This window comes from Paenibacillus sp. 7516 (assembly GCF_002272715.1).
Classification (GTDB): Bacteria; Bacillota; Bacilli; order Paenibacillales; family Paenibacillaceae; genus Paenibacillus; species Paenibacillus illinoisensis_A.
Window position 1 is genome coordinate 130,367 of sequence record NZ_NPBI01000009.1, and the last position, 15,052, is coordinate 145,418.

Consider the following 15,052-nt stretch of genomic DNA (forward strand, 5'->3'; position numbering starts at 1 on the left):
GTTAACCCCTTTCCGTCATCGCGTTCCTTTTCATTCGCCGCCAGAACCAGAGGAAAGGACGTAACGGAAAATACAGAAAGTGCAAAGAGCGAGGAAGCGGCATTTGTTCCACATCCCAGGTACTTGGATATAATCGTTCAATGAAGAAAAACATTTTCTGTCTGGTACTTCTCAGTGCAAACAGATAGGAGCGGTAACTACGTAAATTCGCCGGCGTGTCCAACATATCATTCATAAATAAAACACCATGTTTAGCCAGCCGTTCTCCTGCGCGTTCTTGAGAGGACATTAAGCTGCGATAATCGGTATCCAGTGGTGTGTTCATCAGCACGGATACAAGGCGAAGCGCCTGGGCACCAATAACGAGCCGCCCTTCCGCTTTCAGGCGTCTGGTTAACAGATTTACATCTACAGGCATACTGCGAATCATCTGATCGATGTCCATGAGCCAGCGCAGTCTGAACCAGCCATGTCGGGCGCCGTGAGTTACCAGATATGCCCATAAGTCTTCTCTTTCCAGCATGCGGATCGGGGTTTGTGTATACGTACTGAACCGACTCCGCTGCCACAGCAACTCAAAGTCCGTTTCTTTTCCGGAATCCGGATTAAGCCGCCAGTGGATTTCCACTTGAGTTTTCTTGAGAGGATGCTTGTAACAGATATGATGCTCCCGCCACTTCCAGCTCTGCACGGTCGGGCGCGGTTTGCCTTCCTTGGATACATAACCGAGCCTTTCCAGAATCTGTTCGGCAGACTCCACATCATCAAAAGGAATGAGAATGTCCAAATCCTTGGATGTTCTTAAGGATACATCTCCGTAGAGATCGTGGGCGAGTGCAGGCCCTTTTAACGTAATACTCCGAATTCCCTGTTCGTTAAAAGCTCCGCAGACCTGTTCCATCTCCGCGGTCAGATGCAGCATGCGAAACGTATTCGCCGTATATTCCTGCCTTAAACTCTCCACAACAGACGTAGGAATGAAGGGAGATTCCAATGTTTTGAGTTTCATATATAGGACCGAGTACAATCTGTGATGATAGACAAGTCGTACAAAGAGCTTCCAGTCTATTCCTTCGGTTATAGCTTTGACTTCTTCTGGAGCAAGTCCGTGCAGCTCATCTTTCATGATTGTCAAAATGAGCTTGAGCTCCTGCGGAAACCCTTTTGTGTAGTCATCAAATTCAGGATTCATAGACAATTTCTCCAGTTCCCTTCTCCGGACAACGCTTGCCAAACACGCCGACAACCGTATATTGGTCCATAGTATCTGCTCCGGTTACGATAATTTTCCCACTTCGCAGCCAGGCATGAGCCATCATTTGTCCTTGCTTATTGCGCGCAGTTCCCATGTACAGCGTACTCTCTATTTTGCGGCGTTCCAGCATCTTCATTGCAGCGATCGCCATGACTAGACAGCGGCTTTCCCATAATGTGTACTTGCTCGCCAGCAAAATGGCCTTGGAAACATGTCTAATCGCTATAATCTGATTTCGATTCAAACCGTTCATCGAGGTTTCATATTGTGCTGTGCCGAGCCCAGGGGCGATTTTGGCAAAAGGTCTGGCTTTGAGGATTCGTGCCCACCCCAAATGAATGTAAGCCTCCCATACCATTAGCCTGACTTCACGGGGCAATGAACGATAAGCTTTGATTTTGCGCAGCATTATCTTAATCCTCGTGAACAACGTCGATTAATCCCTCACGGGACATGTGCTCAAGAAACGGAATGACCTGCGCATGACATGTATCTGCATCAATCTCGTATTCGGAAGCCAGAACATCAACCAAGTTGGCGATTGTCCGTTCCTGAGACAGCAGTTCCCAGATGCGCCCGCCTGTACTGCCCAGATTGTAGTATTTTCCACTTTGGATACTCATCATGACCTTTTCTCCGCCCATATCACTGACAAGATTGCCTTCCTTCTGCTTCACACGATCTTTCCAATCGAATTGTTTTGTACTTTTCATTGTTCTGTGTGCACTCCTTTGCGTACATGATCTGTGATCCGTTCAACCATCTCAAATGCAGTAAAATCAGAACCTGACCTCGTCAATCTACAAATTTCTATGCTCGCTGATAATCTGGAAACGGTCTCGAACAGCCACTGTGCAAGGCCTTGTCTTGCGACAAGAGTACTTCGGAAGGTATGTGTACACAGCAGATGAAGTCTTTCCAGTCCGTGAACCTGCGTCAATTGAATGGGCTTCCTTACGTCATCCGGTTTGGGATTTAGCTCAAAAATGCCGGCAAGCGGGACAGCTCTCTCATGAAAATAATGTTTAACCGGTATCGCATACTTCGTTATCTCGGCATGCACGGTGGCATAATTCTCTTCTTTCATACCAAACCCATCCAGGCTGGGCTGCCACAGCTTCTGCTGTGGATACCCTGGAGATACAATTGCTCTTCCTCCGGCATCCCAGGTTAATGCAACGACGTCATCGGTTAGAAGCGGATACCCGCGTGAAGCCAGAGCTGCCGATAAAGTGGATTTCCCAGCACCTGAATGCCCCACAAATGCATAAGCCCAGCCATCAATAACCACAGCACTTCCGTGTAGTGGCAGGATGCCCCGCTGCATCATGATGACGGCCATGCAAGTACCTAGAATAAACAAGCGGACTTTTTTTTCATCAGCGTTCTGCTTAGGGTTAACGATAATTCTGCGTCCTTGCTCAATCAGGAAGATGCCTGCATCTTCAATTCGAAAAAAAAGACTGCCGTCACGAGATACGAAATTTTCATTCCCCACATTCCACGCTTCCCAAAGCGCGGTTAAATCGGCAGACTGGATATGTACGTCAATATCACCAGCATCCTGACTACTGTTCTGCACGATCTGGAGTTCTGGCATTTGAAATTGGCTTAGCCAACGCAATCCATATGCTTCATACTGCACAGGCAACAATGAATGACTCCTCCTTAGCAATGCGGAATGTAAAAAAGCCCTTATATTCATAGGAATCAAATATAAGGGCGGAGGCGAAAAGATGATGTTGTCTTTCCGCCCTTTAAGTATGATAGCTCTTCTTAAAACTTAATAACTTAGGAAGTTGGATCGTAGAGATCAGCATCGTGCTCGGAGATCCAGTCGATTTGTCTGAATCCAGTTCCAGCCATAGTTTGGTTTACTTCCAACACTTCCAGTGCAGGTGCTTGCCATTCTTTCTTTTCCATTGTTGTCACCTCCTTTCAAGAGTCTACAATGCTGCCTAGTATGTAAATCTAACGTTTAAAATTTGCGGATGAAGCGGTATACGATCAGGCTGTGCATCATCAAACGCATATCCGGGTGAGAAGCAAGTTCAGGCCGTGGCTGTGGAATGTTTTTAAGGGCCAATTGTATCCGGTCGGTGTTTAATATGCCGGCTACACGACTATCAGAACAAAGCGTCTGCACTTCTGCGGTAAAAGCTCCCCAATCAGGGATCATCCGGTGCAGCCAATCCGCGGGCTGTATGCCGCGAACACGTTGATTGAGTCTTACCTTGTCAGGCAATTCAGGTGAAGTTGCACGCCGGATCAGGGAGCGATCTGTTCCCTTGCTGACATACTGTTCGATGGGCACCGATAGGCAAAATTGAATGACGCGGGCATCACTGGTGGGATCACGCTCCCATGCCCGGTAACGCAAGGAACATTTGGTAGCTACTGCTCCATTTTTGTTTGCTATGGCCAGATTGTTGAATTTCTCGGCTCTTACTTTCAGCGCATCTGCTCTAGCGCCTCCCTGAAGCGTAACCAGTGATCCGAGTCGCTCCAGCACCCCGGTTCTGCTCGCAAATTCCGGATGTATAAGTTGGGTGGTCGCGACATTGGCAGCCCCTTTCGAGGCCGTATGGAAACGTTCCGGGTAGGCCTTTTGTGCGGTAATACGAGCAATTCTGGAAAATTTCATGCCTGTTCGCTGGGAATATTGCCTCATCTCCTGCAGCATGCGGATCCAGCGGCCGCGCTTCATCAGACTGGCATAATAGTCCAGTGCAGGCCCCCAGGAAATGGTGAAATTCCCCCTGGCACCTGTAAGGAGAACACCTGCATCCTGCTGGCTTGCCTTTTCGTAAAACCCTCGGATCCAGAATGAATTTTCAAAATACTTATAAGGCATTTCCATCATGTCCAGCCAGGTATCGATCTCACTAAAAGGACTTCTGCCCTCGAAATCAAGATAGTTCTCCGATATATTCCCGATATGATCCACTGTGGAGCGAATGAAAGGTCGTTCATCTGCGAGCAGCGTTTTGGAAGTATAATCCGTAAAATCAGACACAGGCACGTAACTGTACGCATTCAGTCTTTTCCCCTGACTGCGCAGGGAGCCAGAAGCAAAGCCGACAACAGCACCAGAATCCAGTCCACCGCTTAGTGCAGCTGCTACCTGCCGATGGGTTCGTAAGCGGGCACTGACTGCTTGAGTGAATACATCACGAAATGCTTCAACGTATTCCCCATCGGATTTGAGAAGCAGCGGCTCTACTTCGTCCCAGCGATGATACTGCTTCAGTTCCACTTTAAAAGTGGCCGCTCGAAAGACTAGGGTATGGGCAGGAGGTAACTGGTTCACTCCACAATATGCCGTCATATGAATATCTGCCGAGCCATGCATTTCCGGGATGGCCAGAAATTCGGATAACCAGGTCTCATTCAAATCCTTGGTGACTCCTTCCAGATCAAGCAAAGGGCCAATGAGTGTGCAAAATGAAAAACGTTTGCCGTCATGCCGATAATACAACGTCCTCATGCCGGTAATATCCCTCGCTGCAAACAATGTCCGTTTGCGGTCGTCCCAGATTGCAAAAGCAAAGTCCCCAATCAGCTTGCTGGCTGCCTGTTCACCCCATTGCTGATAGGCTCGCAAGATCAGTTCACTGTCCGAGAGGGCGGACAACTGGCTTCTGGAGATGAATAACTGATCAGCGAGCTGCTCCCGGTTATCCAAAATAGCATCCGCGGTTATCGTGAGACCACTGAGCTCATCAACCAAAGGCAGCTTCTCATGGACTGACTCGGGTGTAATCCACTGAGCATGACAACTCAGGAATGCCTGGTTCCCTTTCCAAACCCCGGTTGTATCCGCCGGAATATGTCCCAAGCTCGCGTACAGGCGCCAGCTATCTTCCCAAAACGCTTCCTGACCATCGGTATGAACAATTCCCGCTATGGCACTCATGACTTTCCTCCCCGAAGTATCTTGCGCTGGGATGCCCACGCACTGATTTGGTTACCAAATGGAATCCAGGATTTAATTCGCTGAAGCTTGCGATGAGCAGAAGCCAGCTGCTTCTTCAATCGTTCCTGCTCACTGTATCCTCGCTCCAGGCGGTTATCTGCTGCACGAAGTGCTGCTTCCAATTGTCTGATTGTGGCCAGCGCAGCTAAGGTTGGATCTGTATCGGACTCCGAACGGTGGGCTGCTCCGTACATCTCATCTCTCGTCGTACTTACGGACGGGGACCCCTGTATGCTGTAATGCGGTTTCCATCTGCAACCCGTTGCTTCCATAAACTGATGGCTAAGTCGTTCAATGACTTCCTGGTCCGGGGCTGCTTCATAACGGACTCCTGTCCATTGTTCTGCCTCTTGCAGCTGTTCTGAGTAACCCATACGATGGAACACGTCTGCTCCCAGAACGCGGCAATATGCTTCGACTTCAGTTGTGGTTAGTATACTTTTCCAGTTGTTAACAGAATTTTTGTGTGCTTCTTGATGCGTGGACAAGAACGGGTCTCCGACTCCCATACTGTAGAACATGTTGGATTTCGAACTGTCTACATGAAGGCCATATTGCTCCATGCCCTCTTCATATCCAACGCCGAGAAACTCACATAACTTCTCGACTTCTTCTTGAGGCTTGGAGACCAGCTGTTCATAACGAAGCTCGTGTGCATTTGCATGCTTTACTGCAAAATAATCATTTAAGCGAAGCAAGCCGAGCGTAAGATCAACGGCTTTCATATTCAAATGGGGGCTTTTTAGAATGCTGACCAGATCAAACCCTTCTCCTTGGTTACGATTAACTTTCTTGTAGGAAGCAGCGATGGAGAGTGGATTACGCTGAAGGTGGATACGCTTGGACTCTGGAAAAAGTCGATCCAGCCATTCGAGCATATAGTAATAACGCGGAGATTTATCGACAACGAAATCTGCTGCATTCCCCTGCAGAAATCCGTTATATATTTCAAGGGCAAAGCTCCTGCATGCCTTTTCATATACATCATCTGAGACCATGGAACTATAGAATTGACGAACAATGGGGCTTCCTCCGTAAGGACGAGCATCCGCTTTCGACAGATCCACCAGATTCATCAGAAACCACATTTCCTGTGTTGCAAATATGCGGCTGTGGTTCTGCAGCATGACGGTGGACAATGAGCTTCCACTACGAGGGACACAGAGTAATAAGACAAGTCCGTTACCTTGAACATCTACCACCGGCATCCCCTCCTCTGTCCGAATATAATGAGCATGCAGTTGGTCATTGAATTCTCATCCTTTTTTTGAAGAAACAGAAGATGTACAATTCCAATTCTATGATGTTTCGACATCTTTCAGATACGTTGTGTATTCATAGTTTTACTCTATGATACAAAATGTATCATGTCAATCTTTTATTTTCACTTTTTCATAATTTCCTTTTCCGTTCACTCTTTTCCCTCCACCGACAACTCAGCACTCCATACTTATTCCACTGTCCCTACGAAATATGACTGTGCACAAACATGAAAAAACTCCGAATCTGTTTCTGATAAACAGTTCCGGAGCAGCTATTTTTTTTATTATTTCTTTTCAAAAAAAGGGTTGTGTTTTATTGATTTACTATGCCTTAATGTTCACTTCAGGAGAAGGGACAATGGATCCCAAAATACGGCTGTCTTCCCGATCTGCCTCTAGTGCGTCGTTCATGCCTTGCTTTACTTTAACTGTCATTAGAACGGCCATACCTGCAAGGAAGAAAAAGAGCAGGGAAAGAATGCCCCACCTGCTTGAACCCGTAATCTGGCCCACCCAACCAAAAACAAACGGGCCGAAAATGGATGAAAATTTGCCGGTGATGTTAACAAAGCCAAAATACTCCCCTGTTCTGCCTGAAGGCATCAGGTTGCTAAACAATGAACGGGCAGTGGATTGACTGACACCTTGCACTACGCCAACGAGCCCGGCAAGCAAGTAGAAATGGATCGCTTCTGTCATGAAATATCCGAGGATGACAATACACACGTAGATGGACAGACTTAACATCAATATCTGCTTCGCTCCCCAGCGCTGTGCCCATGCGCCAAGCAGCAAGGTGCATGGGAAACCGATAAATTGGGTGAGCAGCAATGCAAGCATCAAATCGGCTGTCCCGATGCCAATACTTGTCCCATAGATCGTCGCCATTAGAATGATCGTATTGATTCCGTCATTAAAAAACCAAAAGGCTACCAGCATTCGAATCAGCTGGGGAAAACGAAGCATTTGGCGAAAGGTTTGGCGTAATCTGCGTATGCCTACCTCTGCGTATCCCTTCCACGATTCAGGCATATCCGGTGCCGCAGGACGGCGGGGAGCATGACGGAACAGCGGGATGGAGAATAACAGCCACCAGAGCGCTACGGAGATAAAGGCAAGTCTGGTACCTGCCAGTGTACTTCCCATCCCGAACCAACCAGGCTGCTGGATCATGAGCATGTTGACTGCCAGAAGTAATCCACCGCCAATGTAACCATACGCATACCCTTTGGATGAGATCATATCCCTGCGGTCTGCAGACACCAGATCTGGCAGCATAGCATCATAGAAAGTATTCCCGCCTGCAAATCCAATGGTCGAGATTACAAGCAAGGCGGAGGCCAGCAGCCATTCCCCTTCCCCAACCGTGCTGAAGCCCAGTGTTGCAATCACTCCCGTGATAGCAAATACGCGCAGAAAATCCCCTTTACGTCCAGACAGATCCGACAACGCTCCCAGCAGGGGGGTTAACAAGGCCACACATAACATCCCGATCGAGTGCGTATAGGCCAGATAAGATGCTGCTGTGTCTTCATCCAGTGTTGCCGCAGCTACCGAAGCATAGAAGACCGGAAGTACAGCGGCCAGTACGGTGGTCGCGTATGCAGAATTGGCCCAGTCGTACATAATCCAAGCTTTAACGGCCCGTTTATCCAAGTAGAATCCTTCCTTTTCATGCATTCCTGAGAGAATGCCAATTCAACGCCTGTCCCTATTTTAAAGGAAGTTTGTCATACTTGTTCATCGTTTCTGTAAAAAGTTCGAGCTGCATCAGGCATTTTGAGCGGTGATCGAAATTGCAGTCGCGTAAATTGTATCATTTTATCTCCTCTCGCATCACATATCGTCCCCGCCGGTGAATATACTTAATTACCGACAGGCCAAACTGTGCCGCGTAATTAATGGGGGGTGCCTACATGTCAAATTCACACCAGCCTTACTCGTTCGTCGTATCCCGGGAAGATTGGTCGCTTCACCGCAAAGGGTACCAGGACCAGCAGCGCCATCAGCAAAAGGTTAAGGATGTCATTAAGCAAAATCTGCCTGATCTGATTACGGAAGAAAACATTATCATGTCCGATGGACAACAAATCATCAAGGTACCGATCCGCAGTCTGGATGAGTACCGTTTTGTGTATAACTACCAAAAGCAGAAACATGTCGGTCAAGGCGACGGTGACAGTCAGGTCGGAGATGTCATCGGTCGTGATCCTGCCTCACAAAAACCGGGCAAAGGCGAAAAAGCCGGAGATCAGCCTGGTCATGATATCGTAGAAGCCGAAGTCAGCATTGAAGAACTGGAAGATATGCTGTTCTCTGAACTTGAGCTTCCGGATCTGAAGCAGAAAGACAAGGATCAGATTGAAACACATACCGTGGTATTCAATGATATCCGCAAAAAAGGCATGCAGTCCAACATTGACAAGAAACGAACCATCCTTGAAAACCTCCGGCGCAATGCCACAACCGGGAATCCGGGTATTCATCATATCAGCCCGGATGATCTGCGTTACAAGACATGGGAAGATAAAATTATCCCACAGTCCAACGCCGTCATTATCGCCATGATGGATACTTCCGGGTCTATGGGTTCTTTTGAAAAGTACTGCGCTCGCAGCTTCTTCTTCTGGATGACCCGTTTTCTGCGCCGTCAATACGAGAAGGTTGAAATTGTGTTCCTGGCTCACCATACGGAAGCCAAAGAAGTGACGGAAGAGGAATTTTTCACACGCGGCGAGAGCGGAGGAACGATCTGCTCCTCTGTATATATGAAGGCTCTTGATATCATTGATCGGCGTTACCCTCCTTCCAGCTACAACATCTATCCGTTTCATTTCTCAGATGGGGATAATCTCACCTCGGATAATGAACGCTGCGTGAAACTGATTGGTGAGTTAATGAAGCGCAGCAACATGTTTGGATATGGAGAGGTCAACCAATATAACCGCAGCAGTACATTAATGTCGGCTTACCGACATATCAAGATGGATCAGTTTATGTACTATGTGATCAAAGAAAAAGGCGAAGTGTACAAAGCTTTGCGCAGCTTTTTCCAGAAACGGGAAGGAGGCAGCGTAAGATGACAGATGAAATCCGCGACCTTGAATACGCCATTGCCGAGATTATGGAGATTGCCGATGGATTCGGCCTGGATTATTATCCGATGCGTTATGAGATCTGCCCGTCAGACATCATTTATACCTTCGGAGCCTACGGGATGCCAACCCGGTTCAGTCACTGGAGCTTTGGGAAAACCTTTCACAAAATGAAGATGCAGTATGATTTTGGCCTCAGTAAAATTTATGAGCTTGTCATTAACTCCAACCCTTGCTATGCCTTCCTGCTGGATGGCAATTCCCTGATTCAGAACAAATTGATTGTGGCCCACGTGCTCGCGCACTGTGACTTCTTCAAAAACAATGCCCGTTTCTCCAAATCGAACCGCAATATGGTCGAAAGTATGGCCGCCACGGCGGACCGGATCAGCAACTACGAAATGGAGTACGGAACCGAAGCTGTTGAGTCATTCATTGATGCCGTGATCGCCATTCAGGAACATGTAGACCCTCAACTCATCAACCCCCGTCATTTGGACAAACAACGTTATATGGAGATGAAAATGCGGGAGCAGCGTGGTGAAAAAAAACCACGTCCAGAAGGACGATATGACGACTTATGGTCGCTTGACGATATGCAGAAAGAGGAAGCTCCATCCGACGGAATCCAGGTCCATCACTTCCCTCCCGAGCCGGAAAAGGACATCATGTGGTTTATTCAGGAGTTCTCGGAAGTGCTGACGGATTGGCAGCGGGATATTATGAGTATGATGCGTGAAGAGATGCTGTATTTCTGGCCTCAGATGGAAACCAAGATCATGAACGAAGGCTGGGCTTCCTACTGGCATCAACGCATTATACGCGAGCTCGACCTGAGTAGTGAAGACACGATTGAATTTGCCAAATTGAACTCTTCCGTGGTGCAGCCCTCCAAACAAAGTTTGAATCCGTACTATTTGGGGCTGAAAATTTTTGAAGATATTGAACGCCGCTGGGATCATCCATCCAGGGAAGAACAGGAGCGCTTTGGCCGCAAACCGGGTCAGGGCCGTGCCAAAATGTTCGAGGTTCGCGAATTCGATTCTGACACCTCCTTCATCCGAAATTACATGACGAAGCAGCTGACTGAAGATCTGGATCTCTATGTATTCGAGAAAAAAGGCCCGGACTGGAAAATCACCGACAAGTCCTGGGAAAACATACGTGATCAACTTGTATTCTCTCGTATTAACGGAGGCTCTCCGTATCTGGTCGTTCAGGACGCCGATTATCTGCGGACAGGTGAACTTGTGCTGAAGCACCAGTATGAAGGCATTGAGCTGGACCTGAAGTATATGGAGCGCACCCTCCCTTATCTGTACCGGCTCTGGGGGCGAACGGTTCATCTGGAAACCCGGGTCGAGGATAAACCCATCTGGTTTACCTATGACGGCAAGAAGCATCACCGGAAATTTATGTAAGTTTCTTCTATATAAAAGCATACCCAAAAAAGCGGCAAGTCCCTGGCAGATGGCGGGGACTTGCCGCTTGGCATGTCTAAACAAATTTACTTAGCCAAGAATGATGGGATTTCCCGGCAGGCGCAGCGGAACAAAGAAATCATGCTCCACTTCACTTGCTGGCAGTGGACGGCTGAAGTAATATCCTTGAATTTCCTGGCAGTCATTTTGCATCAGGATATCGAGTTGTCCTTTGGTCTCAATGCCTTCTGCAATAACGTCCATCTTCAGATTTTGTGCCATGGAGATAATCGTCGCCACAATCGCCTGGTCACTCTGATTCTCGGTGATGTCTGTAACAAACGAACGGTCAATCTTCAGCTTATGAATCGGAAAATGCTTCAGGTAACTCAGCGAGCTGTACCCTGTACCGAAATCATCCAGGCTAATCTTGACTCCGAGGGATGTAAGCTGATTCAGTATGCCTGTTGAGACTGAAGCATCCATCATCATGCTTTCCGTAATTTCAAGTTCCAGGTAGCGGGCTTCCAGCCCTGTTTCCTCCAGTGCATGTTGAACCTGCTCCACGAGATTGGACTGATGAAATTGCTGGCTGGACAGGTTTACCGATACCGGAATTAATGGACCACCGTTAGCATGCCATTGTTTCATCTGCCTGCAAGCTTCCCGCAGCGTCCAGTTCCCAATGTCATAAATGATACCCGTTTCCTCTGCAATGGGAATGAACACATTCGGTGACAAAATCCCCTTGTGTGGATGCTTCCAGCGAATCAGGGCTTCCACACCGATCATCCGACTATCTGCTGTGCGAATCTGCGGTTGGTAATATAGAAGCAATTCATTGCGTTCGAGCGCTTTGCGCAGATATCCCTCCAGCTCAATACGCTCATACAATTCCGAATCAAGTTGTGTAGTATAGAACTGAAATCCGTTTTTGCCATTTTTCTTCACTTCATACATGGCGGTGTCCGCATGCTTCAACAGGGTATCCACTTCCGTTCCATGTTCGGGGTACATGGCGATACCGATACTGGCTGTAACGTAAAAATCATTCTCTTTTAACCGGTACGGCAATTGGATAGCTTCAACAATTTGTTCCGCCAGTCTGGCCACACGCTCCTCATTCCCCTGTTCATTCATGACGACCATTGTGAATTCGTCACCACCCATTCGGGCCAGCATCACGTTATCCATCCCTTTAGGATCGGATGCACGGATTGCCTTAAGAATTCGGTCGCTGACTTCCCTAAGAAAAACATCTCCAATGGAATGGCCCAGCGAATCATTGATCATTTTGAAACGGTCAATATCCATCACCATTACGGCAAACGAATGAACGGATATTTCGGAAGCTGCAATCGTTTCAGCCAGCACCTCATCCAGTTTACGTCTGTTCGGTAGGCCTGTAAGCGGATCATGTGTGGCCTGATGACGAATCATCTCCTGAGCCTGCTTCTCCTCGGTAATATCCTTGATTAGAATATGGCTGCCAACATCGGTACCTTCGATCAAAACAGGTACTACACTAATGCTTAAATCCAAATGCTGCCCATCCATCCCTTTCATACTTGCCGTATAATAACGCTGTTCAAGGCTTGCACCCGATAAATCCACACTTTGAAGCTCATCGGAACTCCAGTGGATATCAATATGCTTCGATATTTCATCCAGAGAGCGATGAATGACTAATCGCTCTGGATATCCAGTAATCCGCGTAACTGCAGCATTTAATCCTTTGACAATTCCTTCATTGTTTACCGATATAATGGCGTCTGAATGGTTCTCATACAGAGCTTGATACCACTGCTCATTTTCACGAATTCGCTGATCCTTTATGGACATTCGTTGATTGATATAAATGCCAAAGAGCGTCAGTCCAAGGGTAAGGAACGTACCTGCTGCAACCAGGTATGCCAGTAGCCCCGGTTCAATCTGCATCATGGAGTTTACCATCTGGGCATGCGTATGCTGATGAAACTGCGCAGCAGACATCCCTGTATAATGCATACCTGTAATTCCCAGCCCCATAATGAGCCCACTGCCGCATTTGTAAACCCATGTGAACCATGTCCGGTGCTTGCTTAAATAAAACATAAGCCATAGGGCTGCAAAGGAGGCACCTGCTGCGATCAGTACAGAAGCAAGCACAATATCTGCCTCATAACTGATTGGAACGGACATGGCAGCCATACCCACATAGTGCATGCTGGTGATACCCGCAGTCATGAGCAGACCGGCAGCAACAATCTGGCGCACATTGCCCGATTTCCGGCCTGCAATGTGTAACGCAATCCCGGATGCAGCAACTGCGAGCAGGACGGACAGGACAACTTTGTCCATGGAATAGGAGACATGCATGGGAAGAACAAAAGCCAGCATGCCCACAAAATGCATGGACCAGATGCCAAGTCCCATGGACATGGCACCGCAGGCAAGCCATACCCTTCTGGATATTCCTTTCGACAAGCTTACCCGGCCAGCAAGGTCAAGTGCAGCATATGATGCTAGAGCAGCAATAATGTAAGATAAAACAACCAGTTCCAAGTTATACGTTCCATGTAGGTGTTCCACGCTGTCTTTCCTTTCAACCGGGAAGTATCTTGTATGTAGGCATAATGTAAAAAAGAAGGCAGTGCACTGTCCGGGTGACAGGCACTCCCTTCGTTTCATTTTGACTCGTGACCACCAGCTTCCATAGCACGGCAGCCATACATCAGAAACCCGTTAATAGTGATGTATATAGTCTAAACGTCCTAGTGACGAAAATCAACACTTTTTTCCAGTATTAAGGAACATGAATATACGTTGTTAAACTTCAAAAAGGAAGCGATTTTGACATGAAGATTCCTTACGGCATCTATGTATTCTTCTCTCGTTTACATACCCAATAAGCACAGCCAGCAGCTGTGCTTATTTCGTGGACCGTTACTCTTTAACAGGTGCAGTGGTCTGCCGGACAACCAAATTGGACGGCTCCGTAATAACCGGCGGAGAATAATCCGGATTTTCAATCATCGCAATCAGATACTCAATCGACTTGATGCCGATCGAATAGATGTTTTGATTAATCGTGGTTAACCCCGGCTTAAATACCTGAGCATAATACGTATTGTCAAAGCCAACGACTGAAATGTCTTCAGGCACGCTTAGGCCGTGTTTCTCAATCTCATGAATGGCACCGAATGCGGCCATGTCTGAGGCGCAGACAATTCCTGTTGGTTGATCTTTCAATGCAAGCAATCGCCGTGCAGCCTTGCTCCCCTCTTCAAAGGAGTAATCACATACTTCCAGATACACGGTTGAATACGGAATACCGCACTCGCGCAATCCTTCACGGTAGCCTTCCAACCGAAGATTGGCCACGGCGGGGCCAAGTGTACCCGAGATATAGGCAATCTTGCGATGACCCAACTCATGCAGATACTTAACACTCATTGCAATCGCATTGGAATTATCTGTAGTAATATATCCGGCCCGTTTGCCAAACAAGTCTGTATCAATAAACATGGTCGGAATCTCAGCTTGAACCAATTCCTCAATACTTTTGTTGTCTCTTCCTTCTCCGAACACAACAACGCCATCCACATTCCGGCTGCGGCAATGTTTGATAAACGAGTATCCCGGATCGTCGAACCGTGTGGACAAACGCACAAGATCATAACCGCTATTCTCCAGTGCTGTCTTGATCCCTTCCAGCAATTCCGAAACAAACGGATTGGTGAAGGGAACTGTGAGCAGCACCCCTACCGTCCATGAACGGCGTTTTACAAGTCCGCGTGCCACCACATTCGGTTGATATTTCAATAGTTCAATGGCTATATTGACTTTTTTGCGAGTTTTGTCACTTACATCGGGATAATCGTTCAGCACTTTGGAAACGGTTGCAACAGATACGCCCGCTTCTTTGGCCACATCATGGATAGAAGCCACCTGATCACCTCAACCTCTTTCAAATCCCCTGTCTCCGGCTGCATTTACTATGTCATTCGGCAGGTTTGTCTACCCATTATAGCTTAAAACAGCCAGAAACGGTATCGTTGGAT

12 protein-coding genes are annotated in these 15,052 nt (G+C 47.6%); 2 read left to right on the forward strand and 10 right to left on the reverse strand.

From position 1 onward, the window contains the following. Nucleotide 1: 1 nt before the first annotated feature. The 8 genes from CHI14_RS09735 to CHI14_RS09765 all read right to left on the reverse strand — a co-directional run bounded on the left by CHI14_RS09735 (nucleotide 2) and on the right by CHI14_RS09765 (nucleotide 8,149). Complete coding sequence (locus CHI14_RS09735) at nucleotides 2-1,192, reverse strand: nucleotidyltransferase domain-containing protein (protein WP_095288241.1); 1,191 nt, start codon at nucleotides 1,190-1,192, stop codon at nucleotides 2-4. Beyond that, nucleotides 1,182-1,664 (reverse strand): lasso peptide biosynthesis B2 protein, encoded by a 483-nt coding sequence (locus CHI14_RS09740; RefSeq protein ID WP_095288242.1) that lies wholly within the window; start codon nucleotides 1,662-1,664, stop codon nucleotides 1,182-1,184. Before CHI14_RS09740 ends, CHI14_RS09735 begins: the two co-directional genes overlap by 11 nt. A gap of 4 nt (nucleotides 1,665-1,668) precedes the next feature. After that, the gene (locus tag CHI14_RS09745; protein ID WP_095288243.1) at nucleotides 1,669-1,968 is read right to left on the reverse strand and encodes a lasso peptide biosynthesis PqqD family chaperone; all 300 of its coding nucleotides are present in this window, start codon (nucleotides 1,966-1,968) and stop codon (nucleotides 1,669-1,671) included. Then, nucleotides 1,965-2,909 (reverse strand): HPr kinase/phosphorylase, encoded by a 945-nt coding sequence (locus CHI14_RS09750; RefSeq protein ID WP_095288244.1) that lies wholly within the window; start codon nucleotides 2,907-2,909, stop codon nucleotides 1,965-1,967. The genes CHI14_RS09745 and CHI14_RS09750 overlap by 4 nt, the downstream gene beginning before the upstream one ends. Nucleotides 2,910-3,046: 137 nt before the next feature. Next, nucleotides 3,047-3,178, reverse strand: coding sequence for a paeninodin family lasso peptide (locus CHI14_RS29680; protein WP_127536564.1), 132 nt, complete (start codon nucleotides 3,176-3,178; stop codon nucleotides 3,047-3,049). 55 nt (nucleotides 3,179-3,233) lie between these two features. Continuing rightward, on the reverse strand, nucleotides 3,234-5,171 hold the full coding sequence (locus CHI14_RS09755) for an asparagine synthase-related protein (RefSeq protein ID WP_095288245.1): 1,938 nt from the start codon (nucleotides 5,169-5,171) through the stop codon (nucleotides 3,234-3,236). Beyond that, on the reverse strand, nucleotides 5,168-6,439 hold the full coding sequence (locus CHI14_RS09760; RefSeq protein WP_481856397.1) for a sulfotransferase family protein: 1,272 nt from the start codon (nucleotides 6,437-6,439) through the stop codon (nucleotides 5,168-5,170). Before CHI14_RS09760 ends, CHI14_RS09755 begins: the two co-directional genes overlap by 4 nt. Nucleotides 6,440-6,817: 378 nt before the next feature. After that, nucleotides 6,818-8,149, reverse strand: coding sequence for an MFS transporter (locus CHI14_RS09765; protein WP_095288247.1), 1,332 nt, complete (start codon nucleotides 8,147-8,149; stop codon nucleotides 6,818-6,820). A 260-nt stretch (nucleotides 8,150-8,409) separates the two neighbouring features. Here CHI14_RS09765 and yhbH point away from each other — a divergent pair, with 260 nt between their 5' ends. Both yhbH and CHI14_RS09775 read left to right on the forward strand, forming a co-directional pair. After that, nucleotides 8,410-9,576: a sporulation protein YhbH gene (gene yhbH / locus CHI14_RS09770; RefSeq protein WP_095288248.1), complete on the forward strand. Its 1,167-nt coding sequence runs from the start codon at nucleotides 8,410-8,412 to the stop codon at nucleotides 9,574-9,576. Beyond that, nucleotides 9,573-11,009, forward strand: a complete 1,437-nt coding sequence (locus tag CHI14_RS09775; RefSeq protein WP_095288249.1) for a SpoVR family protein — start codon at nucleotides 9,573-9,575, stop codon at nucleotides 11,007-11,009. Before yhbH ends, CHI14_RS09775 begins: the two co-directional genes overlap by 4 nt. A gap of 90 nt (nucleotides 11,010-11,099) precedes the next feature. Here CHI14_RS09775 and CHI14_RS09780 read toward each other — a convergent pair whose 3' ends face one another. Both CHI14_RS09780 and CHI14_RS09785 read right to left on the reverse strand, forming a co-directional pair. Further along, complete coding sequence (locus tag CHI14_RS09780) at nucleotides 11,100-13,580, reverse strand: EAL domain-containing protein (protein ID WP_095288250.1); 2,481 nt, start codon at nucleotides 13,578-13,580, stop codon at nucleotides 11,100-11,102. A 354-nt stretch (nucleotides 13,581-13,934) separates the two neighbouring features. After that, nucleotides 13,935-14,939 carry a LacI family DNA-binding transcriptional regulator gene (locus CHI14_RS09785; protein ID WP_095288251.1) on the reverse strand — a complete coding sequence of 335 codons (1,005 nt, stop codon included), beginning with the start codon at nucleotides 14,937-14,939 and terminating at the stop codon, nucleotides 13,935-13,937. Between the last annotated feature and the right edge of the window lie 113 nt (nucleotides 14,940-15,052).

Excerpts from the sequence above, each read along its gene's own strand:
- CHI14_RS09740 (WP_095288242.1), bottom strand. The coding sequence starts at position 1,664 with ATGCTGCGCAAAATCAAAGCTTATCGTTCATTGCCCCGTGAAGTCAGG.
- CHI14_RS09760 (WP_481856397.1), bottom strand. The coding sequence starts at position 6,439 with ATGCCGGTGGTAGATGTTCAAGGTAACGGACTTGTCTTATTACTCTGT.
- CHI14_RS09755 (WP_095288245.1), bottom strand. The coding sequence starts at position 5,171 with ATGAGTGCCATAGCGGGAATTGTTCATACCGATGGTCAGGAAGCGTTT.
- CHI14_RS09775 (WP_095288249.1), top strand. The coding sequence starts at position 9,573 with ATGACAGATGAAATCCGCGACCTTGAATACGCCATTGCCGAGATTATG.
- yhbH (WP_095288248.1), top strand. The coding sequence starts at position 8,410 with ATGTCAAATTCACACCAGCCTTACTCGTTCGTCGTATCCCGGGAAGAT.
- CHI14_RS09745 (WP_095288243.1), bottom strand. The coding sequence starts at position 1,968 with ATGAAAAGTACAAAACAATTCGATTGGAAAGATCGTGTGAAGCAGAAG.
- CHI14_RS29680 (WP_127536564.1), bottom strand. The coding sequence starts at position 3,178 with ATGGAAAAGAAAGAATGGCAAGCACCTGCACTGGAAGTGTTGGAAGTA.
- CHI14_RS09735 (WP_095288241.1), bottom strand. The coding sequence starts at position 1,192 with ATGAATCCTGAATTTGATGACTACACAAAAGGGTTTCCGCAGGAGCTC.